At 70.3% G+C, this 24696-nt stretch carries 26 protein-coding genes; 12 read left to right on the forward strand and 14 right to left on the reverse strand.

Annotated elements, in window-relative coordinates:
* The coding region (locus tag ACWF62_RS16380; protein ID WP_452630630.1) for an alpha/beta hydrolase at nt 1–335 on the forward strand (335 nt) is incomplete at its 5' end.
* On the opposite strand, the gene ACWF62_RS16385 is transcribed toward ACWF62_RS16380, so the two are convergent.
* Nucleotides 328–1179 (reverse strand): alpha/beta fold hydrolase, encoded by an 852-nt coding sequence (locus ACWF62_RS16385; RefSeq protein WP_452630631.1) that lies wholly within the window; start codon nt 1177–1179, stop codon nt 328–330. The genes ACWF62_RS16380 and ACWF62_RS16385 overlap by 8 nt on opposite strands.
* Before the next feature lie 192 nt (nt 1180–1371).
* Complete coding sequence (gene msrA / locus ACWF62_RS16390) at nt 1372–1884, reverse strand: peptide-methionine (S)-S-oxide reductase MsrA (RefSeq protein WP_452630632.1); 513 nt, start codon at nt 1882–1884, stop codon at nt 1372–1374.
* 176 nt (nt 1885–2060) lie between these two features.
* Between msrA and ACWF62_RS16395 the strand changes: the two genes are divergently transcribed.
* Complete coding sequence (locus tag ACWF62_RS16395; RefSeq protein ID WP_452630634.1) at nt 2061–2495, forward strand: hypothetical protein; 435 nt, start codon at nt 2061–2063, stop codon at nt 2493–2495.
* A 309-nt stretch (nt 2496–2804) separates the two neighbouring features.
* Here the strand turns inward: ACWF62_RS16395 and ACWF62_RS16400 are convergent, their stop codons facing one another.
* The 3 genes from ACWF62_RS16400 to ACWF62_RS16410 form a co-directional block, all read right to left on the reverse strand.
* Nucleotides 2805–3380 (reverse strand): DUF2716 domain-containing protein, encoded by a 576-nt coding sequence (locus ACWF62_RS16400; RefSeq protein WP_452630635.1) that lies wholly within the window; start codon nt 3378–3380, stop codon nt 2805–2807.
* Nucleotides 3381–3467: 87 nt separating this feature from the next.
* Nucleotides 3468–3692 (reverse strand): cold-shock protein, encoded by a 225-nt coding sequence (locus tag ACWF62_RS16405; protein WP_452630636.1) that lies wholly within the window; start codon nt 3690–3692, stop codon nt 3468–3470.
* Nucleotides 3693–3774: 82 nt separating this feature from the next.
* Nucleotides 3775–4437 carry a TetR family transcriptional regulator gene (locus ACWF62_RS16410; RefSeq protein ID WP_452630637.1) on the reverse strand — a complete coding sequence of 221 codons (663 nt, stop codon included), beginning with the start codon at nt 4435–4437 and terminating at the stop codon, nt 3775–3777.
* A gap of 57 nt (nt 4438–4494) precedes the next feature.
* Here ACWF62_RS16410 and ACWF62_RS16415 point away from each other — a divergent pair, with 57 nt between their 5' ends.
* Together ACWF62_RS16415 and ACWF62_RS16420 are read left to right on the forward strand one after the other, a co-directional pair.
* Nucleotides 4495–5376, forward strand: coding sequence for an alpha/beta fold hydrolase (locus ACWF62_RS16415; protein ID WP_452630638.1), 882 nt, complete (start codon nt 4495–4497; stop codon nt 5374–5376).
* A gap of 147 nt (nt 5377–5523) precedes the next feature.
* Nucleotides 5524–6969 carry a carotenoid oxygenase family protein gene (locus ACWF62_RS16420; RefSeq protein WP_378507918.1) on the forward strand — a complete coding sequence of 482 codons (1446 nt, stop codon included), beginning with the start codon at nt 5524–5526 and terminating at the stop codon, nt 6967–6969.
* 35 nt (nt 6970–7004) lie between these two features.
* On the opposite strand, the gene ACWF62_RS16425 is transcribed toward ACWF62_RS16420, so the two are convergent.
* The 3 genes from ACWF62_RS16425 to ACWF62_RS16435 form a co-directional block, all read right to left on the reverse strand.
* Nucleotides 7005–7415: a hypothetical protein gene (locus ACWF62_RS16425; RefSeq protein WP_452630639.1), complete on the reverse strand. Its 411-nt coding sequence runs from the start codon at nt 7413–7415 to the stop codon at nt 7005–7007.
* A 27-nt stretch (nt 7416–7442) separates the two neighbouring features.
* Nucleotides 7443–8822, reverse strand: coding sequence for an FAD-binding protein (locus tag ACWF62_RS16430; protein WP_452630666.1), 1380 nt, complete (start codon nt 8820–8822; stop codon nt 7443–7445).
* Between the two features lie 103 nt (nt 8823–8925).
* Nucleotides 8926–9504 (reverse strand): TetR/AcrR family transcriptional regulator, encoded by a 579-nt coding sequence (locus ACWF62_RS16435; protein WP_452630641.1) that lies wholly within the window; start codon nt 9502–9504, stop codon nt 8926–8928.
* A gap of 98 nt (nt 9505–9602) precedes the next feature.
* On the opposite strand from ACWF62_RS16435, the gene zapE reads away from it, so the two are divergent.
* Entirely contained in the window at nt 9603–10634 is a 1032-nt protein-coding gene (zapE, locus tag ACWF62_RS16440; protein ID WP_452630642.1) for a cell division protein ZapE, read from the forward strand.
* A gap of 80 nt (nt 10635–10714) precedes the next feature.
* Here the strand turns inward: zapE and ACWF62_RS16445 are convergent, their stop codons facing one another.
* Nucleotides 10715–11548, reverse strand: coding sequence for an alpha/beta fold hydrolase (locus ACWF62_RS16445; RefSeq protein WP_452630643.1), 834 nt, complete (start codon nt 11546–11548; stop codon nt 10715–10717).
* 53 nt (nt 11549–11601) lie between these two features.
* Here ACWF62_RS16445 and ACWF62_RS16450 point away from each other — a divergent pair, with 53 nt between their 5' ends.
* Nucleotides 11602–12072, forward strand: a complete 471-nt coding sequence (locus ACWF62_RS16450) for a MarR family winged helix-turn-helix transcriptional regulator (RefSeq protein ID WP_452630644.1) — start codon at nt 11602–11604, stop codon at nt 12070–12072.
* Between the two features lie 12 nt (nt 12073–12084).
* Here the strand turns inward: ACWF62_RS16450 and ACWF62_RS16455 are convergent, their stop codons facing one another.
* Entirely contained in the window at nt 12085–13062 is a 978-nt protein-coding gene (locus ACWF62_RS16455; RefSeq protein ID WP_378507925.1) for a methylenetetrahydrofolate reductase, read from the reverse strand.
* Nucleotides 13063–13121: 59 nt separating this feature from the next.
* Here ACWF62_RS16455 and ACWF62_RS16460 point away from each other — a divergent pair, with 59 nt between their 5' ends.
* From ACWF62_RS16460 to ACWF62_RS16475, 4 genes are all read left to right on the forward strand, one after another.
* Entirely contained in the window at nt 13122–14210 is a 1089-nt protein-coding gene (locus tag ACWF62_RS16460; protein WP_452630645.1) for a polyprenyl synthetase family protein, read from the forward strand.
* The gene (gene crtI / locus ACWF62_RS16465) at nt 14210–15772 is read left to right on the forward strand and encodes a phytoene desaturase family protein (RefSeq protein ID WP_452630646.1); all 1563 of its coding nucleotides are present in this window, start codon (nt 14210–14212) and stop codon (nt 15770–15772) included. Before ACWF62_RS16460 ends, crtI begins: the two co-directional genes overlap by 1 nt.
* Nucleotides 15773–15914: 142 nt before the next feature.
* Nucleotides 15915–17468 (forward strand): alpha-(1->6)-mannopyranosyltransferase A, encoded by a 1554-nt coding sequence (locus ACWF62_RS16470; RefSeq protein WP_378507928.1) that lies wholly within the window; start codon nt 15915–15917, stop codon nt 17466–17468.
* A gap of 11 nt (nt 17469–17479) precedes the next feature.
* A complete protein-coding gene (locus ACWF62_RS16475; RefSeq protein ID WP_452630667.1) occupies nt 17480–18388 on the forward strand; it encodes a phytoene/squalene synthase family protein in 909 nt (302 codons plus the stop codon).
* Between the two features lie 18 nt (nt 18389–18406).
* Here ACWF62_RS16475 and ACWF62_RS16480 read toward each other — a convergent pair whose 3' ends face one another.
* The gene (locus tag ACWF62_RS16480) at nt 18407–19294 is read right to left on the reverse strand and encodes an SDR family oxidoreductase (RefSeq protein ID WP_378570919.1); all 888 of its coding nucleotides are present in this window, start codon (nt 19292–19294) and stop codon (nt 18407–18409) included.
* A gap of 53 nt (nt 19295–19347) precedes the next feature.
* Nucleotides 19348–19713, reverse strand: a complete 366-nt coding sequence (locus tag ACWF62_RS16485) for an Rv2175c family DNA-binding protein (protein ID WP_378570917.1) — start codon at nt 19711–19713, stop codon at nt 19348–19350.
* 123 nt (nt 19714–19836) lie between these two features.
* Between ACWF62_RS16485 and pknB the strand changes: the two genes are divergently transcribed.
* Nucleotides 19837–21849 carry a Stk1 family PASTA domain-containing Ser/Thr kinase gene (gene pknB, locus ACWF62_RS16490; RefSeq protein WP_378570915.1) on the forward strand — a complete coding sequence of 671 codons (2013 nt, stop codon included), beginning with the start codon at nt 19837–19839 and terminating at the stop codon, nt 21847–21849.
* 66 nt (nt 21850–21915) lie between these two features.
* Nucleotides 21916–22317, forward strand: a complete 402-nt coding sequence (locus ACWF62_RS16495; RefSeq protein ID WP_378570913.1) for a hypothetical protein — start codon at nt 21916–21918, stop codon at nt 22315–22317.
* 18 nt (nt 22318–22335) lie between these two features.
* Here the strand turns inward: ACWF62_RS16495 and ACWF62_RS16500 are convergent, their stop codons facing one another.
* Together ACWF62_RS16500 and ACWF62_RS16505 are read right to left on the reverse strand one after the other, a co-directional pair.
* Nucleotides 22336–23094: a VOC family protein gene (locus ACWF62_RS16500; RefSeq protein ID WP_452630647.1), complete on the reverse strand. Its 759-nt coding sequence runs from the start codon at nt 23092–23094 to the stop codon at nt 22336–22338.
* 139 nt (nt 23095–23233) lie between these two features.
* Nucleotides 23234–24619: a class II 3-deoxy-7-phosphoheptulonate synthase gene (locus ACWF62_RS16505; RefSeq protein WP_378507934.1), complete on the reverse strand. Its 1386-nt coding sequence runs from the start codon at nt 24617–24619 to the stop codon at nt 23234–23236.
* Nucleotides 24620–24696: the final 77 nt, after the last annotated feature.

The raw sequence follows: 24696 nt of genomic DNA on the forward strand, positions 1-24696 counted from the left end.
ACCAGGACCCCGCCTTCCGGATGGTGTTCGCGCGCCTGGTCACCCACTATTGGGGCAACGATCACTTCCTGCGCGAGAACCAACTGATCGACGGCATGACGCGGCTCGCTGGGATCCCCGCGATCCTCGTGCACGGCCGACACGATGTGTCCGGCCCGCTCGACACCGCATGGGAGCTTTCCCGCCGGTGGGACGGCAGCCGGCTCGTCGTCGTCGACGATGCCGGCCACGGCGGGGGGAGTTTCATCAGCGAGTTCGTCGAAGCGATCAACTCTTTCGCGAGGACGAACCCCACCGCCTCGGGCCGGCCGGCAGTTCGATGTCAGCTCACCTGAGCAGGAACTCGAGGGTGACCCGCTCGAATCCCTCCTTGGCTTCGATCATCACCCAGTGCCCACAGTTCGGGAAGACGTGCAACTCGGCGTTCGGGATCAGCCGCATCGGGATCATCGGCATATCCGGCGGGCACTGCCGGTCATCGCGCCCCCACGTCAGCAGCGTCGGGCATGCCACCTTGCCCATCATCGACCAGTAGGGCGGTAGGCCGGAACTGGCCATCGCCTGCTGCTGCGCCTCGAAAGCCTTGGAGCCGTACATCGCGGCCAACGTCGCGTGCGATGCCGGATCGTTAGCCGTCTCCCAGCGTTCCTCGATCCGCTCCTCGGTGACCACGGACCGGTCGTACACCATGCACTCGAGCCAGCGGACCAACTTCTCGCGACTCGGTCCGTCGGCGAAGTCCTGCAGCAGACGAGTTCCCTCACTCGGGTTCTGGCTGAAGATGTTCGGCCCCACCCCGCCAATGGTGACGAGCCTGCTCACCCGCTCGGGGTGCTTCATGGCCACGTTGACGCCGATGACTCCGCCCATCGAATTGCCGATCATCGCGGCGGAGTCGATGCCGAGTGCGTCCATGAAGCGGATCACCGACGACCCCGCCGTCAGCACCGGATGGCCAGCGACGGGATCGCTCACGCCGAATCCGGGGAATTCGAGGACATAGCAGTGGAAGTGCTCGGCGAACACCTCGAGGTTTCCCCGGTAGTTCCGCCACCCGCTGACCCCGATGCCGGAGCCGTGCAGCAACAGCAATGGCGGCCCCTCGCCCGCTTCGTGGTAGCGCAGCACCCCCTTGTCGGTGGTGATCTCCCTCTTGGTCCCCTCGTATGTCACGTCCATCCCGCCACACTAGAACACGTTGCAGTTTGCCGGTCGGGTGTAGGAGAGGACTCGGGGCTCCCGGACCCCTGGTACACCACCTACACCGCAGCGCGGCCAGCCCTGCGCACGACACGAGCACGCTGGGCGCAGCTGGCCCTGACCGGGATGAGCGACGTCAGAGCACTTCGCATTTCGGTACCGGAGTCGCGGCTACGCGCTGGCTCGGCCGTCCGGAAGCTTCCAGTGCGGTCTCGGAAAGTGGCAGGTGTACCCGTCCGGGTAGTGCTGCAGATAATTCTGGTGCTCGGCCTCCGCTTCCCAGAATGTGCTGGCCGGGGTCACCTCGGTCACTACCTTGCCTGGCCATCGACGTGAGTCGTCCACATCGACAATCGTGCCCAGGGCGATGCGCTTTTGATCGTCGTCGAGATAGAAGATCGCCGAACGGTATGCGGTCCCGATGTCGTTGCCTTGACGGTTCTCCGTCGTGGGATCGTGGATCTGAAAGAAGAACTCGAGCAGAGCTCGGTAATCGGTTCGCGCGGGATCGTAGGTGATTTCTACCGCCTCGGCGTGACCTGGATGATTGCGATAGGTGGGACGGTCGTTATGCCCTCCGGTGTAGCCGACTCGCGTTGACACCACACCCGACTGCTTGCGGATCAAGTCCTCCATGCCCCAGAAGCATCCGCCAGCCAGAATTGCCTTCCGCGCGTCGGCCATCCCTACTCCTCCCCGATCAATGCCAGACAGGTCCACGACCCCGCCCCTCGCTTCCTCGACAGGATTCGCTGCTGGCCTGGCATTCGTAGATACCCGCTCGCACAAACCTATCCGAGCCCTGTCCCGTACACCGCCCCTCGCCGATCAACGGCACTCGCCTGCGCTAGGTTCCCCCGATGAAGACCCTGACAATCGCCTCGTTCGTCACGGTTCTCTGCACCGTCTCGATATGGCTGTGCACCGCGCTGGCCATAGCGCTCGAGGGTCAAGTCGATCTCGACGAGCGGTTCGTGGTGATGGTCGTATATCCGACGATTCTCGGGCTGCTGGCTTCGTTGGTGGGAGCAGCGGCCGGTGTGGCAATTCTCATCCGGCGCGCCAGCCACGGCTGGCCAGGCACTGCGATGGCGGTGGGGCAGCTACTCACCTGGGCCCTGGCTATCGGAATCATCGTGTGGGCGATGGTGTTTCCCTCCACCGGATGGGAGCTCATTGCGCTGCCCCTCGCGTTGATGCTGGGGCAGGTCGTGGTCGCGATCGGCCTGCTCGAGCCGGTGGCTCGCCGACTGAGGGGCGCCGCGCGCAGCGCCGTCTCTGCTTCGCGACGTTGATGTGGAGCCGAACATCCTCGTACACCACGGTGTAGGGCACATCCTCGTCGGTGTCCGGATCGCCGGAATCCGAGGGGTCCGGCAGTTCCGCCATCTGCTCGACGACGATCTGGGCGCGCGCCGCACCCGGATCGAACATCTCCTGAAACGGCCCGACGAACGACCCCCCGAGTCCGCGGTGCTTCGCACGAATCGCGGCCCACCCGAGCAACACTATCGGGCCGATCGTGACAAGCAACAGCAACGCGTCCCCACCCATGCCCGCGAGCGTACCGACGTATACCTCCGATTCCACTGGAGGCAGAGCTGCTACTGCGAGCCCGAAGGTGTAGACCGGTTGCGCGCCGCGAGATCCGGCGGTCTGCCGTCGACTCGTTTGACGGGCAGCCACGTCGCGAGGGTGCGCGCAAGCGATCCGAGGAGGCGCTCGCCGTACACGCACAGGGTCTGCTCCCAGGGGTGCCCGACCGTCCCCTCGCTGAGGTCGTCGCGCAGGAAGATGTAGTAGTCGCCGTCGGGGTAGACGGGAACCCGCCACTCGGTGTCGCGGGTCGCGGCGTGGACCGCCGCGTCGAGCCGGTAGCAGGTGTGCTGCCAGTCCAACACCACGAACGTCGGATCCTCGGCGAACTCGGTGACGAAGCAGCGCAGCGCCTCCGCGTTCACCGCGTCGAATCGGCTCGACCAGGCGCCCGCGATCTCCGCCGGTGCCGTGAGGTCGAACGTGATGGAGGGTGTCGGTTCGGCGATCGCCGGCCAGGACGATGCGGTGACGCCCGGCCGGAACCCGAACCGGTCGGTGAACCGATCCCAGTAGCGATCTTGGTCCCGCAACTCGGTCCAGCCGGGCGGCAGCGAGTTTCCGAAGTCGAGCGTGCGCCTCATCAGTGGGGGAACCTCCTTCGGCTGCCCCTCAACCCGGTCTCGCCGAGGACGATCCTCGCGACCGTCATTGCCCGCGGTCCACGATCGTCACGGCTCCAGCTGCCTCACCCGGGTCGCCCGGAACGAGTACCCGTCCTGCTCCGCTCGCTCCCAGTCGAGATCGACTGTCGCGCCGACGGTCAACGCGCGGAATCCGGTCCCGTCGATGTTGCTGTAGTGGGCCCAGCATCCGCCGGGGGTGGCCGGGGAGTCCAGCACGCCCCATCCCCGCTCGGCGTGCCACTCCCGCACCGTTCCCCTCGTCAGTTCCACGACCATGACGATCTCACGCCCTCGGCACACAATGACGGCCCGAAACGCCGGAAGCCGGAACGAATCCCGCTCGGTCGGGCGTCTATGCGCCGGCGGCGCTCCCCAGTACTCGATCGAGGAGATGGTCGACGAGGTCGACCGCCGATTGCGGGGTGCCGTACCCCTGCAGCATGCCCTGGGCGAGTCCGCCGGTTGCCATCAGCACGAGTTCGGCGTCGAGCTCGGGATTCCCCTGAGTCGGTGCTCCGGCGGGCCGGGCTCGCCGGAGTTGGTCGGCGACGATCGTGGTCAATGCGCGTGGCGCGGCGAAGGTCTCCTCGGCCGTGATGCCCGCGCCGGTGATCGCCGCCCACCCGAAGGCGCCGAGCACGTACACCTCCTCGCGGCGCCGGTCGTCGAGGGGAAGCAGTTCGGTGAGGACGGCGCGGATCGCCTCGCGCGGGGTGGCGTCCGCGCCGAGCGCCGTCCAGCTCTGCATGAAGCGGGCGCCGGCATCCTCCATCACCGAGCGGTGGGTGGCCAGAAGGAAGTCCCTCTTGGTGCCGAAGTAGTACTGGACCAGCCGGACCGAGATCCCCGCCTCCGCAGCGACGGTGTGAAAGGTGACGGACTCCAGTCCGCCGCGGACCATGACGCGCCGCACAGCGTCGGTGATCTGGCGTCGCCGCGCTTCATGGTCGGCCAATCGTGGCACCGGACTGTCCGCCTTCCCCGCCATCGACGTGACGATGGCTCCACGTACCACGGTTATGGTACGAACAAACCATAACCGTGGTACGTTCATATCAACAAAGGAGGGAACGTGCCGAAGATCGGGCGATTCACCAACGAGAACGCGAAGAACGAGTTCCTGCGCGCCTACGACACCGCGGCCGCGAAGTGGCCGGTGCCGTCGACGACCGCCGATGTCGAGACATCGTTCGGGACGACGCGGGTGCGCAGGTCGGGCAGCGGCGAGGGGACGCCGATCGTGTTGCTGCCCGGTATCGGCGGTAACGGGCTGGCGTGGTTTCGGTTCATCGAGGACCTGGCCCGCGACCACGTCGTGTACACCCCGGACGTGATCGGGTGGGCGGGCCGGTGCGTGCAGACCGCGCCGCTGCGCGACGCGCGGGACGTGGCGACGTGGATGGCGGAGGTGGTCGACGGGCTCGGCGCGGATCGCGTCCACCTCGCGGGCAACTCGCTTGGCGCCTGGCTGGCCGGGGCGGTCGCGGTGTATCGCTCCGACCGTCTCGCGAGCCTGACCATGCTCGAACCGAGCGCCGCGACCTTCGCCAAGCCGAGTTGGGGTCTGCTACTGAAGTTCCTGGCGGCGGGAATGCGACCGACCCCCGAGCGGATGCGCAAGCTCAACAAGTGGCTGATGCCCGGCTTCGAGATGTCCGACGACGAGTTCGCCGTCGCGATGGCGGCCGTGAAGTACCGGATGGCGATGCCGTGGGACCGCACGTTCACCGACGATCAACTGGCCGCCATCGCGGTGCCGACGCTGGTGCTCTTCGGCGCCGACACGGTCGTCGCCGATCCCGAAGCGGGCGCCGCCCGCGCCAACGCCACCATTCCGTCGGTCGAGACCGAGATCTACCCGGGCGTCGGGCACGACCTGATGTGGGCGAACCCGGATCAGGTCATTCCGCGCTTCCTGGCCTTCACCGACAGTCACGACCCGATCCGATCCTGAATCACCGGTGGTTGTGGTGCCGCCCGGTGCCACCCCTGCCCGCGGCGGCGGTCCGGCGAGCATCGGGCCGCGGCACACGGCAGAGGTGATGCATCACTCCAGGCGCCTCTGCGACAATCTCGGTCCAAGTGGGCAGGGGAGGACGACATGGGAAACTTCATCGCGGATCGGTACGCCCCGGTTCGACAGGAACTGGTCGAATACAATCTCGACGTTCGAGGCGTGATCCCCGACTGGCTTGACGGACGGTACCTACGGAATGGGCCGAATCCTGTCGCCGACGTTTCACCCGACGAGTACAACTGGTTCACCGGCGACGGGATGGTCCACGGCATTCGGTTGAGTAATGGTGACGCACTCTGGTACCGCAATCGCTGGGTCGACTCGGAAGTGACTTCGCGACTGTTGAAGCGGACGGCCCCGGACGAGCACGGGAGGTCGCCGCTCCACGGCCCTTCTGCGAACACAAACGTAATCGGGTTCGCGGGCCGGACGTTGGCACTTGTCGAAGGAGGAACTGCCTGCGCAGAATTGTCGAGCGACCTCGAGACAATCGACGTCTGCGACTTCGACGGAACCGTGCGCGGGGGCTACACCGGACACCCGGTGCTCGATCCGGACACCGGAGAGTTGCACGCCGTTTCCTACCACTTCGGGCGCGGAAACACCGTGCAGTACACCGTGATCGGTCCAGATGGTCGCCTTCGATGCAAGATGGCGGTCCCGGTCCAGGGCAGCCCCATGATGCACGCATTCTCGCTGACTCGGGACTACGTTGTGCTGTACGACCTACCCGTCACGTTCGATCCGCGGTCGGCTGCCCAGGTTGGTGTGCCCCGCCCGCTGCGTCCGCTTGCCCAGCTGGCGCTGAGTGCGATCGTCGGCAACGTGCGTGTTCCCCCGGTGATGATGAACCGGATGCCGCGAATACCCGCTGGGCGCTTCCCCTATCGATGGAACCGAAACTATCCCGCACGAGTCGGTCTGCTGCCGCGATCGTCGCAGGATCCGACGACGGTCACCTGGGTAGAACTCGACCAGCCCTGCTACGTGTTCCACCCGATGAACGCCCACAATGACGATCGTGGGCTGGCAATCGACCTGGTAGTTCACGACAGAGTCTTCGACGCCGACCCCCTAGGCCCAACCGAGGGGCTGCCGCGGCTGGAACGGTGGCAGATCGATCAACGGACCGGGTCTCTCCGGCGTGACCGCCTCGCAGAGGAACACATGGAGTTCCCACGAATCGACGACCGGTGCGCCGCGAGCGCCTTCCAGCACGGCTGGGCCGTGGGCGGCACGGATGATGTGTCCGGGGAACACCGACTGTTCCGAACGAACACCGCTGCCGGGATCGCCGTACAGCGCGACTTCGGTAGCCATTCTGCGGTTGGTGAATTCAGTTTCGTCCCGTCCTCGCCCTCGGCGCCGGAGGGCGACGGCATCGTGATGGGTCTCGTGACCGACCTGGCCGAGAACGTCACTGACTTGCGGATTCTCGATGCCCAGAGCCTTGAGGATGTGGCAACTGTGCGTCTACCTCAACGCATTCCGGCCGGCTTCCACGGCAACTGGATCCAGGAACCGCACTGAGGAATCCATGCCTCGTGGTCCGACAACGCAGGGAACTACCACCGGCGTCGAGCATTGACCAGCCGGGGACCGACGGCCGCGAATGCGGCCGTCCCCCCGGCGAGCGCAATACCGACCAGCGCGGCCTTCCGAGGCAGTCCGCGGCGCGCGGCGTCGGCAACCACGACGGCGTCGATCAGGTCCATCGCGATCCCGGCACGCAGGTTCGCCCGACGCACCGTGGCATCCGGATGCAACGCGGCCGCACCCAACACGATGTCGCGCACACCAAATGCCTTGATCCACACGCCCCGATCACTGCCGGGGTAGGACATGCCCAACGCGGTGTAGACCTGCCTCGACGCGATCGCGGTGGTGGCGCCCCACACGATTCGTCCGACGCCGATGACGTGGGACACCACCCGCTCGGCCGAATCGTCCTGCTGATGCAAACCCGGTGCCGTCATGGCCGCCAGCTTGCCAGACTGGATCGGCTACCCGGAGACCAGCCGGAGCCTGCGCGCGAGGTCGGAGACGAACACCCGGCCGGGGTCGATGCGGTCCCGGATCGCCCGCCATTCCTCGAGTCGCGGATACATGCGGGCGATGCGGTCGGGAGTGCTGCGGGAGTCCTTGGCGAAGTAGAGCCTGCCGCCGAGGTCGAGGACCCGATCGTCGAGCTCGTCGCACAACCTGCCCAGTCCGTTGCGGATCGGGAAGTCGAGGCTGAGCATGTAGCCCGGCTGCGGCCAGGACAGCGGGGCCGGGTTGCCGTCACCCATACGCTTGAACACGTTGAGGAACGAGCGATGTCCGGACTCGGCGATCATTCGGATGATGTCGGCGAACTGGGCCTCTGCACCGAACGGCACCGAGAACTGGTACTGCAGAAAACCGCCCGGGCCGTATGCCCGGTTCCACTCCCCGAGCAGATCCAGTGGATGGTAGAACTGCGTCAGGTTCTGGATCGCGCCCCGGCCGTGGCGGGGGTACATCCGATACGCGGCCTCCGCCGCGATGCGCGTGGTGACCCTGTTGACCATCCCGCTCGGAAAGAGGTCCGGGACGGTGAACAGCTGTGGGGCGTTGAATCGCAACGGGTCCCGGCGAAGCTTCGGCGGGAGCTGGTCCAGGGTCGCGAGCGAGCCGCGGGTGAAGCCGGCGCGCCCCAACTTCGGGCCGGTGGAGATCGTGTCGGGCACCGACATCGAGTAGTCGTATCCCTCGTCGGAGCCGCCGGTCAGCAGTTCCATCGTTTCGTCGAGGTTCGCGGTGCGGTCGTGGTCGGCGATGAAGTACGCGGTCTCGGTGTGCTTCATCCGCACTCGCGCGCGAACGACGATGCCGGTCAGGCCCATTCCGCCGATCGTGGCCCAGAACAGGTCGCGGTCATCCCCCGAGGGGGTGAGGGTGCGGATCGTTCCGTCGGCGGTGAGCAGGTCAAGTTCGTCGACATGGTTGCCGAAGCTGCCGTGCGAGTGGTGGTTCTTGCCGTGGATGTCGGCACCGATCGCACCGCCGATCGTGACCTGCCTGGTCCCGGGCAGCACAGGAACCCAGAGTCCGTGGGGCAGAACGGCACGCATCAGGGTGTCGAGGCTGACTCCGGCGTCGACGTCGACGATGCCCGAGTCCGGGTCGATGCGGTGAATGCGGTCGAGGGCGGTCATGTCCACCACGAGTCCGCCCGCGTTCTGCGCGGGGTCACCGTAGCTGCGACCGAGACCGCGGGCGATGACACCGCGCGGACCCACGGTACGCACTGCACGGGCGATCACATCGAGGTCCGGGGTGGCGAGCACATCTGCCGGTGTCGCCGCACAGCGACCCCACCCGCTCAGGGAACGGCGTACGGAGTTGTACTCGGTCGTCACAGTCACTCGGTCCACACTAGTCACCGCACTGGATCGAGCGGCCGGATCGAACACCTGGTGCGAGGGGCGGAAATTCGATTGGCCGGACCCGCGTTGGCGATCGTCACCGGCTCGCGACGAGCGTGTCCAGCCACAGCCGGATCGTCGCGCGGCGGTCATCGACGCAGGGGGCGAGGGCACGGGCCCCGAAGGTGCAGTCGAATACCAGTCCCTCGAGCAGGCTGATCAGGTCGCGCGCTGCGACCGCCGGATCGCGTGCCCCGAGGGCGCCCATGAGTGCCGTCGCCGCGGGGAGCGAGAACAGGCACGACGCCAGCCCCGCGCGGAGCTCCTCGTTACCCGCGGCGTCGACGGCGAGCGCGTACCGGGCCAGCACGTCCCTGCGACGGTCGACCAGCAGCGTCTCGAGGTGGTCCGCGATGACCCGCCCCGCCTCCTCGGTTGTCCGCGGCGGATCCGACGAGGCGGCATCGGCGAAGTGCTCGCGGGATCGGGTCGCCAGGCGCGTGATCGCGGCCGACACCAGGGCGCGCCGGGTCCGGTAGTAGTACGAGGTCGAGCCGCGAGCGAGCCCGAGGCGCGCGTCGACTCCCTGATGGGTGAGCGCGTGGTTGCCGCCGTCGGCGGCGAGGTCGAGCGCGGCCTCGCAGATGAGATCTCGGCGGGAGCGACGGTGAGCCATGTCTCCATCCTCTCAATACTCTACGTTGCTAGAGTTTCGGCATGCGTTGGACCCGCAAATCTCCCCAGTCGCGCCGTTCACTCCGGGTGGATGAATCCGTGTTTGTGTCGACCGCAGCAGAATTGGGCTTCGCGCTCGATGACGCGCAGCGACGTGCCGCGGCCGCCCTCGCCGCCGACGACCGGAACCTGTACCTGTGGGGCCCCGTCGGTCGGGGCAAGAGCTGGTTGATGGCGGCGTACTTCGCCGCGCTGCCGACCGATCGGAAGATGCGGATTCACTTCCACGAGTTCTTCCGCGACCTGCACCTGGCCATTCGCAGGCACCGCAACGACCTGGACGCGGCCCTGGCGGATCTGCTCGGCGAGGTGGAGGTGGTGTGCTTCGACGAGTTCCACGTCCACGACCCCGCCGACGGCAGGTTCCTCGGCCGCCTGCTTCCCGCGCTCCTCCGCCGGGAGATCCGGATCGTCGTAACCTCGAACTACCCGCCCCGGGAGTTGCTGCCCAATCCCCTCTTCCATGACGACTTCGTTCCCACCATTGAGGTGCTCGAGCGCAACCTGACGATCATCGCCGTCGACGGACCCGTCGACTACCGGACCACCGCCGGCCACGACGTGGGGTTTGCCGCCGGGTGGTGGCTCCACCCCGGCACCCCCGAACAGGTCGAACACCTCGGGCTGCACGCGCCGGGACCGGATGAGCACACGACCCTCACGCCGGCCGGGCACCCGATGCGGGTCCGCCGCGCGGCGGACGGCTGGATGTGGATCGACTTCGCCGAACTGTGCGAGAAAGCCACCGCCCCCTCCGATTACCTCGCGCTGACCCGGGACTGGCGCCGGTGGGTGATTGGCGGCGTGCCGGACCTGCGCTCGGCGGGACGGGAGCCGACACAGCGGTTCGCCAATGTCGTCGACGTGCTGTACGACCGCGACGTCACCGCCGCGTTCCTCGCCACGACGCCCCTACGGGCCCTCACTGGCGGCGCACAACTGCCCGCCGACATCGAACGAATCACCAGCCGGCTCGGGCAGCTTCGCCGCGTCGAGCTCAACGCGGCAGAACCGGAGCCGGTCGACGGATGTCGGCAGGCGCGGGCAACCACAATTTCGAGGCGACCGTAAGAACCGGCCGGCGGCCGGACACTACGGGATATGGCAGAGGAACAGCCGGAAGCACCGGCAGCGGACCCGACACATGCGGCCTACCCGGTGCGCCACCGGGCCAGCAACCCACTCAACGCCGCGACCGTCTCGTCGGGCCGGGTCAGCAGCCCGGCATGACCCGCGTTCGCTACCGTCACGATCTCGGTGTTCGCGCCCAAATGTCGTGCAGTAGCGGTCGACTCGTGGGCGGGGAAGAGCGGATCGTGGTCGAAGTAGACCAGCGCCGCCCGCACCTCGGCTGGCCACGGTGCGCCGACCGTTCCACCGGCGTCCTTCCAGTCCAACGCCACCTGCGCCTGACCCACCTCGCCATGCGGCGGCGCCCACTGATCCCCCTGATGAGCCAGGAGCTTCCACCACTGGGCGACCTTCTCGGAGTCGGCCAGCTCGGCCCCGCCGAGCGCCGTCAGCAACGTCATCAGGCGACTGAAGGGCCGGGGAACTTCCCCGGCACGTTCGGCGAAGGCATTCTCGGCGTCGATGACGGCATTGCGGATAGTGCCGTCGGCCCCGCCTGCACTGGCCATCAGCACCGCACCATCGATCCTGGCCGGTGCGCGGCGGGCCATTCGTTCCGCGGTGAAGCCGCCGAGCGAGTAGCCGATGACGGTGGCCCGCGCAATCTCCAGGTGGTCGAGCAGCTGCAGCGCGTCGTCGGCCATCGCGTCCAGCGACCAGGGCAGCGGGGGGCATCCCGACGGCTGCACTCCGCGCGCGGAGAACCAGATCACCCGGTGCCCGACCGCGACAAGAGCGTCGATCAGGCCGCTGAACTCCCAGGCGATCATCGGCTCCCCGGAACCACCGAGCAGCAGTACCGGAGAACCGATTCCGCGTTCCTCGTAGAACAGGTCGTGAGTGGGTAGCGACATACTAGGCACCCAGAAACCGTATACTTACTAATAGAAATTATCTAGGAAACGACATGAACCGCACTGACGTACTCGACCTCTTGACCATCCTGGGCATGCGCATGACGGCCGCAGCCGACCAGGGCAGCGCCATGCTCGGCGTCACCGCCACCGAAGCGCGGGCAATCACCTGTCTGCGGGAACACGGACCGCTCCGGCCGAGCGTGGTCGCCGATCACCTCGAGTCGTCACCCAGGCGCATGACCCAGGTCGCCGAGACACTTGAGGAGAAGCGGCTCATCACTCGCGAACCCGACCCCGACGACGGCCGAGCCAAGCGACTGACCCTGACCGCCGAGGGTGCCGCCATCGGCGAGAAAATCGCCACGCTCCGCGAAGCCTGGGCTCACCAGCTTTTCGGGCAGCTCCCCGACCGTGAGGTCGCCGACGTCGGCGACATCCTCACCCACCTCCTCCGCGCACTCCCCCGCACACCACACGGCCCGGCCGATGCACGGGACGCCGGTGTAGGTCGCGGCGGCTGAGCCGCCGCCCGGCTACGCGGCGTGGCTCGCGAGCCCCAGGTTGGTGAGCACCTCACGGGTGGCCCGCGCGAAGTTCAGGGTGATGAAGTGCAGGCACGGGGCGCCCTCGGAGATCAGCCGCTCGGCGAGCTCCGTCGCCACCTCGATGCCGACCTCCCGCACCGCGGCCCGGTTCTCCTCCGGCCCATCGCCAGCGGCCCTCGTCAGCCGCTCCTCCAGTGCCGCAGGCAGTTTCGACCCGGACAACTCAAGGCTGCGCCGCGCCGACCGCAGCGACGTGATCGGCATGATCTCCGGGATGATCGGCTTCGCCGCCTGCTCGGCGTCGAACTTCGCGACCCGATCCCGCAGCCGCAGGTAGTCGTCGACCTCGAAGAACATCTGGGTGATCGAGTACTCGGCGCCCGACCGCAGCTTCTGCACCAGGTACCGGGTGTCGTGGTCGAGGTCCGGGGCGCGGTAGTGCCCCTCCGGGAACGACGCAACACCGACGTGGAAGTCGCCCATGTCGCGCACCAACCGGACCAGGTCCTCGGCGTACTCGACGCCGTCGGGGTGCTTGACCCACTCACCGAGCGGGTCCCCCGGCGGGTCCCCGCGCAGGACCAGGATGTTGCTGATGCCGCGGTCCGCGTACGCGCCGCACATGGTGCGCAGCTCGTCGACGCTGTGCCCGACCGCGGTCAGGTGCGCCACCGGGAGCAGCGTGGTCTCCTCCGCCAGTTCGCCGGTGACGCGGACGGTGCGGTCGCGGGTGGAGCCGCCCGCACCGTAGGTCATCGACACGAACGCCGGGCCCATCCGCTCGAACTCGCGGACCGCCCGCCACAGCCGCGCCTCCGCGTCGGCGTCGCGCGGCGGGGAGAACTCGACGGAGAACGGGATTCGGCCGCCCGCGGCGCCGATGCGGTCGACGATCGACGGGGTGTGTGTCACCCATCCCTCGCTGGCCCGCCCCCTGACGGCATCAAAAGTCACGGCTCCAATCATAGGGGCGGGAGCTCAGCGCCCCGCCGGTGCCTTCACCTGTGACCGATAGGGTGGCGGTCATGAGCACCCCTCCCGACTCGACCACCTCACTCCCGGCGGCCGTCGAGTCGGTGCTGCGCACCTTCTTCGCCTCCCGGCGCACCGTCACCGACGGTGTCGGCGGCACCTACTCCGACGCCGCGGCCGCGCTCGAGGCGTTCGTGCTGCGCGGCGGCAAGCGGGTGCGCCCGGCGTTCGCGTGGACCGGCTGGCTCGGCGCGGGCGGCGACCCCGACGGCCCGGACGCGGACGCGGTGCTGCGGGTCTGCTCGGCCCTGGAACTGGTGCAGGCATGCGCGCTGGTGCACGACGACATCATCGACTCGTCCGCGACCCGCCGCGGCTTCCCCACCCTGCACGTGGAGTTCGCGAACCGGCACCGGGCGGGCGGCTGGGCGGGCGACCCCGCGAAGTACGGGGAGTCCGTCGCGATCCTGCTCGGCGACCTGGCGCTGGCCTGGGCGGACGACCTGATCCGCGAGTCCGGCGTCGACGCCGCCGCGCAGGCCCGGATCGCGACGGTGTGGTCGGCGATGCGCACCGAGGTGCTCGGCGGCCAGTACCTCGACGTGACCACCGAGGTGACCGGCGACGAGTCGGTGGCGGCGGCGCTGCGGATCAACCGGTACAAGACCGCCGCCTACACCATCGAACGTCCCCTGCACCTCGGTGCCGCGCTCGCCGGGGCCGACGACGCGCTGGTCGCCGCGTACCGCGAGTTCGGCACCGACATCGGGATCGCGTTCCAGTTGCAGGACGACCTGCTCGGGGTGTTCGGCGACCCCGAGGTCACCGGCAAGCCGTCCGGCGACGACCTGCGGGAGGGCAAGCGGACGGTGCTGTTCGCGGAGGCGCTGGTGCGGGCGGACGCATCCGACCCCGGCACCGCAGACTTTCTGCGGCGCGGCATCGGCGCCGACCTCAACGACGACCAGGTGCACCGGATGCGTCAGGTGATCACCGACCTCGGGGCCGTCGCGGCCGTGCAGGCCAGGATCGACGACCTGACCGCGACCGGGCTGCGTGCGCTGGACGCGTCGTCGGCGACGGCCGACGGCAAGACCCGCCTGCGGGAGATGGCGGTCGCGGTGGGCCGCCGCAGCGCCTGATGGTGCGCGCGGTGCCCGGGCCGACGGACCGGGTGGTGGTGATCGGCGCGGGGCTGTCCGGGTTGGCGGCCGCGCTGCACCTGCGCGGCGCCGGCCGCCAGGTGACCGTCCTGGAACGGGACACCACGGTCGGCGGCCGGGTCGGCGTCCATGCCGGACCGGGATACCAGATCGACAACGGCGCGACGGTGCTCACGATGCCGGAACTGGTGGACGACGCCCTCGCGGCGGTCGGCGCGCGGGCCGAGACGCTCACCCCGCCGCTGCGCCTGCGCCGACTGGACCCGTCGTATCACGCCCGGTTCGCGGACGGCACCGCGCTCCGCGTGTTCGCCGACCCGGACGCGATGGCCGCCGAGATCACCCGCGTCGCGGGCCCGGAGGAGGCCGTCCAGTACCGCAGGCTGCGGGAGTGGCTGGCGACGATCTTCACCGCCGACTTCGACAGCTTCATGGACGCCAACTTCGACTCCCCGCTCGACCTGGTCCGCACCGGCGCCGCGCGCCGCGACCTGTGGACGCTGCTGCGCAACGGCGGATTCGGCAGGCTCGGCCCCGCGGTCGCGCGCCACGTCAACGACCCGCGGCTGCAGCGGATCTTCACGTTCCAGGCGCTGTACGCCGGGGTCGCGCCTGCGCGGGCGCTCGGGGTGTACGGCGCGATCGCGCACATGGACACCTCGATGGGGGTGTGGTTCCCGGACGGTGGGATGCACCGGGTCGCGGAGACGATGGCGGCGGCGCTCACCGCGGCGGGCGGGACGGTGCGCCTCGCCGTCGAGGTCACCGGCATCGACCACGACGGCGGCCGCGCCACGGCGGTGCGGACCGCGGACGGCGCCGTGATCGACGCCGACGTCGTCGTGGTCACCGCCGACCTCGGATCCGGTGAGGCGCTGCTGCCGCGGCGCCGCCTCCCCCGCCGCCCGGTGCGGCACTCGCCGTCGGCGGTCGTCGCGCACGGCACCATCCCGACGTCGGTGACGCGGACCTGGGCCGACAGCGGCCACCACACCATCGACTTCGGCGCCGCCTGGGACCGCACCTTCGCCGAGATCACCGCGCGCCGCGGGCGGGGCAGGCTGATGAGCGATCCGTCGTTGCTGCTGACCCGGCCCGCGTGCACCGACCCGGGGCTGCAGCTGGTCCGCGACGGTATCGACCACGAGCCGCTGTCGGTGCTGGCGCCGTGCCCGAACCTGCGCAGCGCGCCGCTGGACTGGCCCGCGCTCGGCGACCCGTACGTCCGGGAGCTGCTCACGGTGCTGGAGCGGCGCGGCTACCGCGGCATCGTCGACCACTTCCGGGTCGACGTCGTCGACACACCGCACACCTGGGCGGCCCGCGGAATGGCGGACGGGTCGCCGTTCGGTCCCGCGCACCTGTTCGTGCAGACCGGGCCGTTCCGGCGCGGCAACCTCGATACCGGCGCCGAGAACGTGGTCCTCGCCGGGTCCGGGACCACCCCGGGGGTGGGGGTGCCGACGGTGCTGCTGTCCGGCAGGCTCGCCGCCGAACGGGTCCTCGGCCGGGCGCCCGTCCGGGCGGCGAACGGCAGGTGAACAGCATCACCGCGGGCTCGTTGCCCGGGTCCGCGGCCGGAACCACTAAACTGGGTCGCCGACACCGGTCCACCGCGCCGCCGCGGTGACCCGACCGGGCCACCGCAGCGTCCTCCCACGATCAGGGGAGGACCCGCAACCGATGCCGTCCCCCACCCCCGTGCCCGGCGCGCGTCCGCGGTCGGTCGCCGCGTTCCTGCGCAGCGACGCCGGCCATGCCACCGTCCTCGGCGTCCTCGGCGCGATCATGATCCTGTTCGGCGGTTTCGGTTCCGGCGCCGTCCGCCGCAGCGACCCGTTGCTCGAGGCGATGTACCTGTCGTGGCTGCGGTTTGGGCACGGCTTCATCCTGTCCACGATCATCGTGTGGATCGGCGTGCTGCTGATGGTCGCGGCGTGGGTGCGGATCGGCAGGAACGTGCGCGCCGGGCTCGTCGAGGTCGGCGAGCTGCGCTGGGTGATCGCCGCGCAGACCGCGCCGCTGCTGCTGTCGGTGCCGCTGTTCAGTCGCGACGCCTACTCCTACCTCGCGCAGGGCGCGCTGCTGCGCGATGGGTTCGACCCGTACGCCGTCGGCCCGGTCGCCAACCCCGGCCTGCTGCTCGACAACGTCAGCAACGTGTGGACCACGACCACCGCGCCATACGGTCCGGTCTCGCTGCTGCTCGGGCAGGGCATCACCGCGATCAGCGGCGACAACGTGATCGCCGGGACGATGCTGCTGCGGCTGACGATGCTGCCCGGCCTCGCGCTGATGATGTGGGCGTTGCCGCGGCTGGCCCGCCAGCTCGGCGGCGACCCGGCGACCGCGCTGTGGCTGGCCGTCCTGAACCCGCTGGTGCTGATCCACCTGGTCGGCGGCGTCCACAACGAGCTGCTGATGGTCGGGTTGATGGTCGCGGGCATCACCCTCGCGCTGGACCGCAAGCATCTCGCGGGCATCGCGGTGATCGCGCTCGGCGTCGCGGTGAAGGCGATGGCCGGGATCGCGCTGCCGTTCGTGGTGTGGATCTGGATGATCCACGAACGCGAACGCGCCGAGGCCGAGGGCAGGCCCGCCCCGGCACCGCTCGCGTCGTTCGCCCGCACCGCCGGCGCCGGGTTCGGGGTCTTCGTCGCGGTGTTCGCGGTGTGCTCCGCGGTCGCCGGGGTGGGTCTGGGCTGGCTGACCGCGCTGCAGGGGTCGGCGAAGATCATCAACTGGCTGTCGGTGCCGACGATCGTCGCGCACGTCATCACGGTCACCACGTCCTGGTTCACCGGGCTGCGGCTCGGCCCGGTGCTCGAGGTCACCCGCGCGGTCTCCGCGCTGGTGATGGTCGTCGCGCTGGTCGCCGTGTGGTGGCGGTTCCGCAGAACGCCGCGACAGGCGGTGCTCGGCATCCTCGTCGCGCTGGTCGTGATCGTGCTGCTCTCCCCCGCCGCGCTGCCCTGGTACTACTCGTGGCCGCTGGCGATCGCCGCCGGTTTCGCGATGTCGACGACGACGCTGATGGTGCTCGTCGGCCTGTCCACCTGGCTGATGCTGATGTTCAATCCGGACGGGTCGATCGGCCTGTACTCGCTGCCGCACGTGCTGCTCGCGACGTTCGCCGCGGTCGTCGCGGCGCGGTCGCTGGTCACCGTGGACCCGCTGCGGCTGCGGTCCGGGCGTGCGCCCGCCGCGGCGCCGCTGGCCACCGCGGCCCACGACTGACCGTGACCACCGTGTCCGTCCCGCCGCGCGACGGCGACCTCGCCGCGGCCTACCGCCACTGCCGACGGCTCAGCGCGGAACACGGCAGGAGCTACCACCTCGCGACCCGCCTGCTGCCGCGCCGGGACCGGCCTGCGGTGCACGCGCTGTACGGCTTCGCGCGCACCGTCGACGACATCGTCGACGTCGACGCGCTGGCGGGACGTCCACCCGCCAACTGCCTGGCCGAGATCGACGCCGTCGAGGCGGAACTCACCCGTGCGCTTGCCGGATCGCCGGCGGGTGCGCGGCCGGTGGTGCTCGCCGTCGCCGACACCATCCGCCGGTACCGGATCGACCCGGCCCACTTCGCGGTGTTCCTCGCGTCGATGCGGATGGACGTGCCCGGCGCTCCGGGGTTCCGTGCCAGCTACCGGACGCTGACCGAGCTGCGCGGCTACATGCGCGGGTCCGCCGCCGCGATCGGTCTGCAGATGCTGCCGATCCTCGGCACCGTCACCGACCGCGCCGACGCCGAACCGGCCGCGGCTGCCCTCGGCGAGGCGTTCCAGTTGACGAACTTCCTCCGCGACGTCGGCGAGGACCTCGACCGGGGGCGGCTGTACCTGCCGACCGATGAGCTCGCCGCGTTCGGCGTTGACGCGCCGCTGCTGCAGACCTGCCGCGCGTCGGGGCGATCGGACCCGCGGATCGCGCGCGCCCTCGCGCATCTGGTGGCCGTCAACCGGCACTGGTACCGGCTCGCCGAGCCCGGGCTGGCGATGCTCGCCCCGCGGGTGCGGCCGGGGCTGGTCGCCGCGTTCGAGTTGTACGCGGCGATCCTCGACGAGATCGAACGCGGCGGCTACCGGGTGCTGGACCGGCGGGCGCTGGTGCCGCGGCGGCGTCGGGCCGCGATCGTGGCCCGCGCGCTGCTCTGACCGGCGGCGCGCCCGCGGCTACCCGGCGGTGTGCCCGTCGCCGAGCGCGCGGGTGCGGGCACTGACCGACCTGCCCAGCGCGGCGACCTCGGCGTCCATCTCCGGCAGCAGGGTCGGGGTGAGCCTGCGCAGGTCGCGTTCGGCGAGCCGGGTCCGCACCAGCGGGCGCAGCCAGCGCAGCACGCCAACCCAGCCGGGGACGTCGATGTGGGTGGCGCGGCGGTCGATGCCCCGCTCGAACCGTGCCCCGCAGGCCTGCACCGATGTGGTCGACCCGAGCGGGCCGGGGAGGGCGTCGAGCATCCGCCGGAACGCGCCGAGGTCCGCCTTCGCGTCCCGCACCAGCGGGGTGTCGATCCACGCCATGTGCGCGGACCCGACATCGACGCCGCGGTGCGCGACCTCAAGCCGCAGCGTGTTCGCGAAGTACTCCACGCCCGCCTTCGACGCGTGATACGCGGCCAGCCCCGGCGCCGAGGTGTAGGCGGCGAGCGACGACACCACCAGGACGTATCCCCGGCGCTCGATGATCGACGGCAGGGCGGCGCGGACGGTGTGAAACACGCCGACGACGTTGACGTCGATGACCCGCCGGAACGCCGCCGGGTCCACCGCAAGGACGGATCCGTAGCTGGCGATCCCCGCGTTGGCGACCACGATGTCGATGCCGCCGAACGCGTCGACGCCCACCGCGACCGCGGCCTCCATCGACGGCAGGTCGGTGACGTCGGCGACCACGGCAACGACCCGGTCCCCGAGCTCGGCGGCGAGGTCGTGCAGCGGCGCCTCGTCGAGGTCGGCGAGGATCAGGCGGGCGCCGCGGCGGTGCAGCCGCCGGGCCAGCTCCGCACCGACCCCGCGCGCGCCACCGGTGATCAACACGACCTTGCCCGCCGGACCAGTCATGGTCCCAGGCTACGTCGGCGGCGGCGCCGATCGGTCGTGAACGCGGGTCGGCGTCAGAACGCCATGGCCTGCGCGCGGCGCACCACCTCACGGGCCGCGTCGGTGTGCATGGCGGCGATCGGCGTCCCCGGCAGCGTCTCGTCCTCGGTGAACAGCCAGCGCAGGATCTCGGCGTCGGTGTAGCCGCCGTCGCGGAGCACGACCAGCAGCCCGGGCAGCATCCGAACAACACCGCCGTCCGCGAAGAAGGCCTCGGGCACGGAGACGATGCCGTCGCGGCGCACCGCGATGAGTTCGCCGTCGCGCAGCATCTGGTGCACCTTGGTGACGACGATGCCGAGCCACTTCGCCACATCGGGCAACTGCAGCAGCGAGACGGTGGGATCGAGGACGTCGTCGGTGTACGGAATGGCACTCACACCGGTAACGGTATCGGGTGCGGCCACCGGCCGCCGCCGCTGGCTACCATCGATGCCGACGATGGCGATCCGCCCGCTCCGGTGGCGGTCAATCGTGACGACGAGGAAACGAGGTATCCGCGGGTGGGTCCGGGTGATCAGCGGCTGATCGGCGAGCTGCTCGACCGACGCTATCGGGTGGACGCCCCGATCGCGCGCGGCGGCATGTCGATGGTGTATCGCGGCATGGACCTGCGCCTGGATCGGCCCGTCGCGATCAAGGTGATGGACCCGAAGTTCGCGCAGGATCCGCAGTTCCTGTCCCGGTTCGAGTTCGAGGCGCGGGCGGTGGCCCGGCTGAGCCACCCCGGCCTGGTCGCGGTGCACGACCAGGGCATCGACGGCGAGCACGCCTTCCTGGTGATGGACCTGGTCGCGGGCGGCACGCTCCGCGAACTGCTGCGCGAACGCGGCCCGATGCCCCCGCACGCCGCGACGGCCGTCGCCGGGCCGGTGCTCGACGCCCTCGCGGTGGCGCACCGTGCCGGGCTGGTACACCGCGACGTCAAACCGGAGAACGTGCTGATCTCCGACGCCGGGGACGTGAAGATCGCCGACTTCGGTCTGGTCCGGGCGGTCGCGGGATCGAACGCGACGTCCTCGAGCGTGATCCTCGGCACCGCGGCGTACCTGTCGCCGGAGCAGGTGACGTCCGGCAACGCCGACGCCCGCAGCGACGTGTACGCGACCGGGGTGCTGCTGTTCGAGATGCTCACCGGGCGCACCCCGTTCACCGGGGACACCTCCCTGTCGATCGCCTACCAGCGGATCAACTCCGACGTCCCCGCGCCGAGTTCGGCGATCCCGGGGGTGCCCGCCGAGTTCGACCGCCTGGTGCTGCAGGCCACCGCCCGCGACCCCGACGACCGCTACGCGCACGCAGGCGAGATGGCGGCCGCGCTGCGCGGCGCGGCCCGCGCCCTCGGCCTGCCCGAGTACCGGGTGCCCGCACCCCGCCGCTCCGCCCAGCACCTCAGCGCGGCCAGGCAGGTCGCGGGCGCCGCAGCATCCGCGGCGCCGACGGAGGTCGCTGCCGCCGCGCCGACCACCGCGCTCACCGCCGCCGCGCCCGCGCATCCCGCCGTCGAGCACGGCGCACCGCAGCCGACCCGGGTCGTCACCGTCGAAACCCGTCGGGAGGCGACCGAACCGGAGACGGGCGGGGACCATCACGACCCGGCCCGCTACCAGTTCCCGGACTTTCCCGCCGAACGCGCCCGATCCCGGCGCACGATGCTGATCTGGGTGGCGGTGATCGCGCTGCTCACCGTCGCGGTCGGGGTCGGCGGCTGGTGGCTCGGCTCGGGGCGCTACACCTCCGTCCCGACCGTCACCGGGATGACCCGGGAGGCGGCGACCGCGGCGATCGAATCGGCCGGGCTGTCCACCGAAATCCGCGGCGAGTACTCCGACACCGCCCCCGTCGACACCCTGCTCGGCACCGACCCGGACGGCGGGGCCCGGATCGCGCGGGACGGCTCGGTCGCGGTGCTGGTGTCGCTCGGCAGGCCCGCGGTCCCCGCCCTGGCCGTCGGCGCCGACGTCGCCGGTGTGGAGGACGAATTGCGGGCGCGGACGTTCGACCCGGTCGATGGCGGCGAGGCGTTCAGCACGAAGGCACCGGTCGGTGCGGTCGCGGCGCTCGACCCCGGCCCGGGGACGGTGCTCCCTGTCGGATCGCAGGTGAAGGTGGTGCGCAGCAAGGGCTCGCCACCGGTGGAGATCCCGGACCTGCGGGGCCGGACGGTCGACCAGGCCCGCGCCGACCTCGACGCCCTCGGCATCGTGGTCGCCGACACCCGGACGGTGTTCGACGAGCAGGTCGACGCCGGCGACGTGGTCGGCACCGACCCGGCGGCAGGCACCAGCGTCGGCGCCGGATCCAGCGTGACGCTGACCGTGTCCACCGGGGTGAAGGTGCCGTCGATGCTTGGCCGTTCGGTCGGCTCGGCCAGGGACGAGCTGGTCCGGCTGGGGCTCGACGTGCAGGTGCGGCAGATGGCCGATTCGGACCGGTCCCTGGTGATCACCCAGTCCCCCGGCTCCGGAACCCGCGTCGAGCCGGGCAGCACGGTGACCCTCACCGCGCTGCCCTGACCCCGCACCGGTAACGCGCCCGCGAGCGCCCGCGACATCAAGGACACACCCAGCGGAGGAGTCCCGATGCCCGTGCGCCTGCGTTTGTTCACCGTCACCGCCGTCGTCGCCGCGGGTCTCGCCGCCACCCCCGGGGTGGCGAACGCCGCCGACGCCTGGCCGCCGATCCCCGACTACCCGTCGCCGTCGGTGCCGTTCGACACGAAGGACTTCCTCACCCCGGACAACCCCGAGTACTGGAACCCGTTCGTCGCGAAGAACCGGCTCACCTCCCCGTACGGGACGAGCACCCGCATCGTGTGCACCGCGTTCCACGGCGTGCTGACGGGCTGCTGGCAGGCCGACCGGGACGGGAACCCGCACGAACTGGTGCGGCTGCCGTTCAACGCGCCGAACATCTCGGGTTCGGCCCTGCCGGGCGGCGGACCCGGCCACTACGTGTACCCGCTGTGGGAGACCGGCAGCTGAGCCGTCGCCCGCCCCCGGTCAGGTCGCCGGGGTGTAGATCGCGAACCCGCCGCCCTGCGGGTCGGTGAGGACCGCGAACCGGCCGGTGCCGGGGATATCGGTGCCCGGCACATGCACGGCGCCGCCGAGTTCGACCGCCCGTGCCGCGGAGGCGTCAACGTCGTCGACCCCGAAGTACAGCGCCCAATGCGGCGGCACTGCCTCCGGGAAGTCCGCACCCATCGCCATCATCCCGCCGAAGTCCGCGCCGTCCACCCCGAACTGGGTGTACCCGCCGCCTGCGTTCACGGTCCAGCCGAACACCTCGGAATAGAACCGCTGCGCGGCGGCGGTGTCGCGGGTGCGCAGTTCGATCCAGCACAGCGCGCCGGTCTCGTTCAACCGGGCCGCGCCCGGGAAGCGGCGCGGCTGCCACAGCGAGATGACCGCCCCGGTCGGGTCGGCGAGCACCGCGAACCGGCCGAGGTCGAACACGTCCATCGGGCCTGCCAGCACCGCGGCCCCAGCCGCGGTGGCCGCCGCGACGGTGGCGTCGGCGTCCTCGACCGCGATCGACACCGTCCAGCCGACGGGCTGGCCCTGCTGTTGGAGCGGGCTGGCCGCCGCGACCGGGTCACCGCCGAGCAGCTGCATCGTGTAGCCGCCGGCCTCCGGATTCGGGTTCTGCTCCGCGGTCCAGCCGAACAGTGCGCCGTAGAAGGCGCCCGCCGCCGCCACGTCCGTGGTGCCCAGTTCGGCCCAGCAGGGCGCCCCGAGCTGCGGTTCGGTGATCTTCATGATGCGTGCCTCACTCTCGGTGTGGATTCATCGATCACCGCGACCCTAGCCGCGGGGTGCGACACGTTCGACCGGGGAACGCACCGCGGCCCGCACCGGACCAGGCCGGGGCGGGCCGCGAAAGCGGGCGGAGGCGGGATCAGCCGCGCAGCATCTCGGCGACCAGGAAGGCCAGCTCCAGGGACTGCTGGGTGTTCAGCCGCGGGTCGCAGGCGGTCTCGTAGCGGCCGGACAGGTCCACGTCGGAGATGTCCTGCGCGCCGCCGAGGCACTCGGTGACGTTCTCGCCGGTCAGCTCGACGTGGATGCCGCCCGGGTGGGTGCCGAGCGCGTTGTGCACCTCGAAGAAGCCCTGCACCTCGTCGACGACCCGGTCGAAGTGCCGGGTCTTGTAGCCGGTCGACGACTCGTGGGTGTTGCCGTGCATCGGGTCGCACTGCCAGATCACCTGATGGCCGGTGGCCTGGACCTTCTCGATGATCGCGGGCAGCAGCTCGCGGACCTTGCCGTTGCCCATCCGGGAGATCAGCGTCAACCGGCCCGGCTTGTTCGTCGGGTCGAGGCGCTCGACGTACTCGACGGCCATGTCCGGCGTCGTGGACGGGCCGATCTTCAGGCCGATCGGGTTCGCGAGCAGCTCCGCGAACGCGATGTGCGCGCCGTCGAGCTGGCGGGTGCGGTCGCCGATCCACAGGAAGTGCGCCGACAGGTCGTACAGCTTCGGGTGATCCCCGGTCTCGTCGAGACGCAGCATCGCCCGCTCGTAGTCGAGGACGAGGGCCTCGTGGCTGGCGAAGATCTTCGCGGACTGCAGGTTCGGGTCGACGACCCCGCAGGCATCCATGAACCGCAGGCCCCGATCGATCTCGGCGGCGAGCGCCTCGTACCGGGCACCGGCCGGGGACGAGGCGACGAACGCGCGGTTCCAGTCGTGCACCCGGTGCAGGTCCGCCTCGCCAGCGGCGGTGATCGCGCGAACCAGGTTCATCGCGGCGCTGGCGTTGGCGTACGCGCGGACCAGCCGGGACGGATCGTGCACGCGGACGGCCTCGTCGGCGACCAGCGAGTTGACCATGTCACCGCGGTAGGACAGCAGGCCGAGGGAGTCGGTGTCCGAGGACCGCGGCTTCGCGTACTGGCCCGCGATCCGGCCGACCTTCACCACCGGCAGCGACGCACCGTAGGTGAGCACCACGGCCATCTGCAGCAGGGTGCGGATGTTGCCCTTGATGTGCGGTTCGGTGTTGTCGGCGAAGGTTTCCGCGCAGTCGCCGCCCTGCAGCAGGAACGCCTCGCCGCGGGCGACGGACGCCAGCTGCGCCTGCAGGTCCTCGACCTCGCTGGCCACCGTGATCGGCGGGACGCTCTCGAGGACGGTGCGCATCGCGGCCGCCTGGTCGGCGGGCCACGACGGCTGCTGCGCGGCGGGCTTGCTCAGCGCCTCGTCCAGCCTCTGTCGGAGCGCCACCGGCAGCGGCGGGAGTTCGGGCAAGCGGTCGATCGGCACGTCGACGGTCCAGTTCACCGATCCAGGATATTCGGTCCGCGGGTGGGCGGTCACGGCCGGGTGTGATCGACGCCCTACCGTGACCGCTGCCCGGC

The sequence above is a fragment of the Rhodococcus sp. NPDC054953 genome (assembly GCF_053609225.1).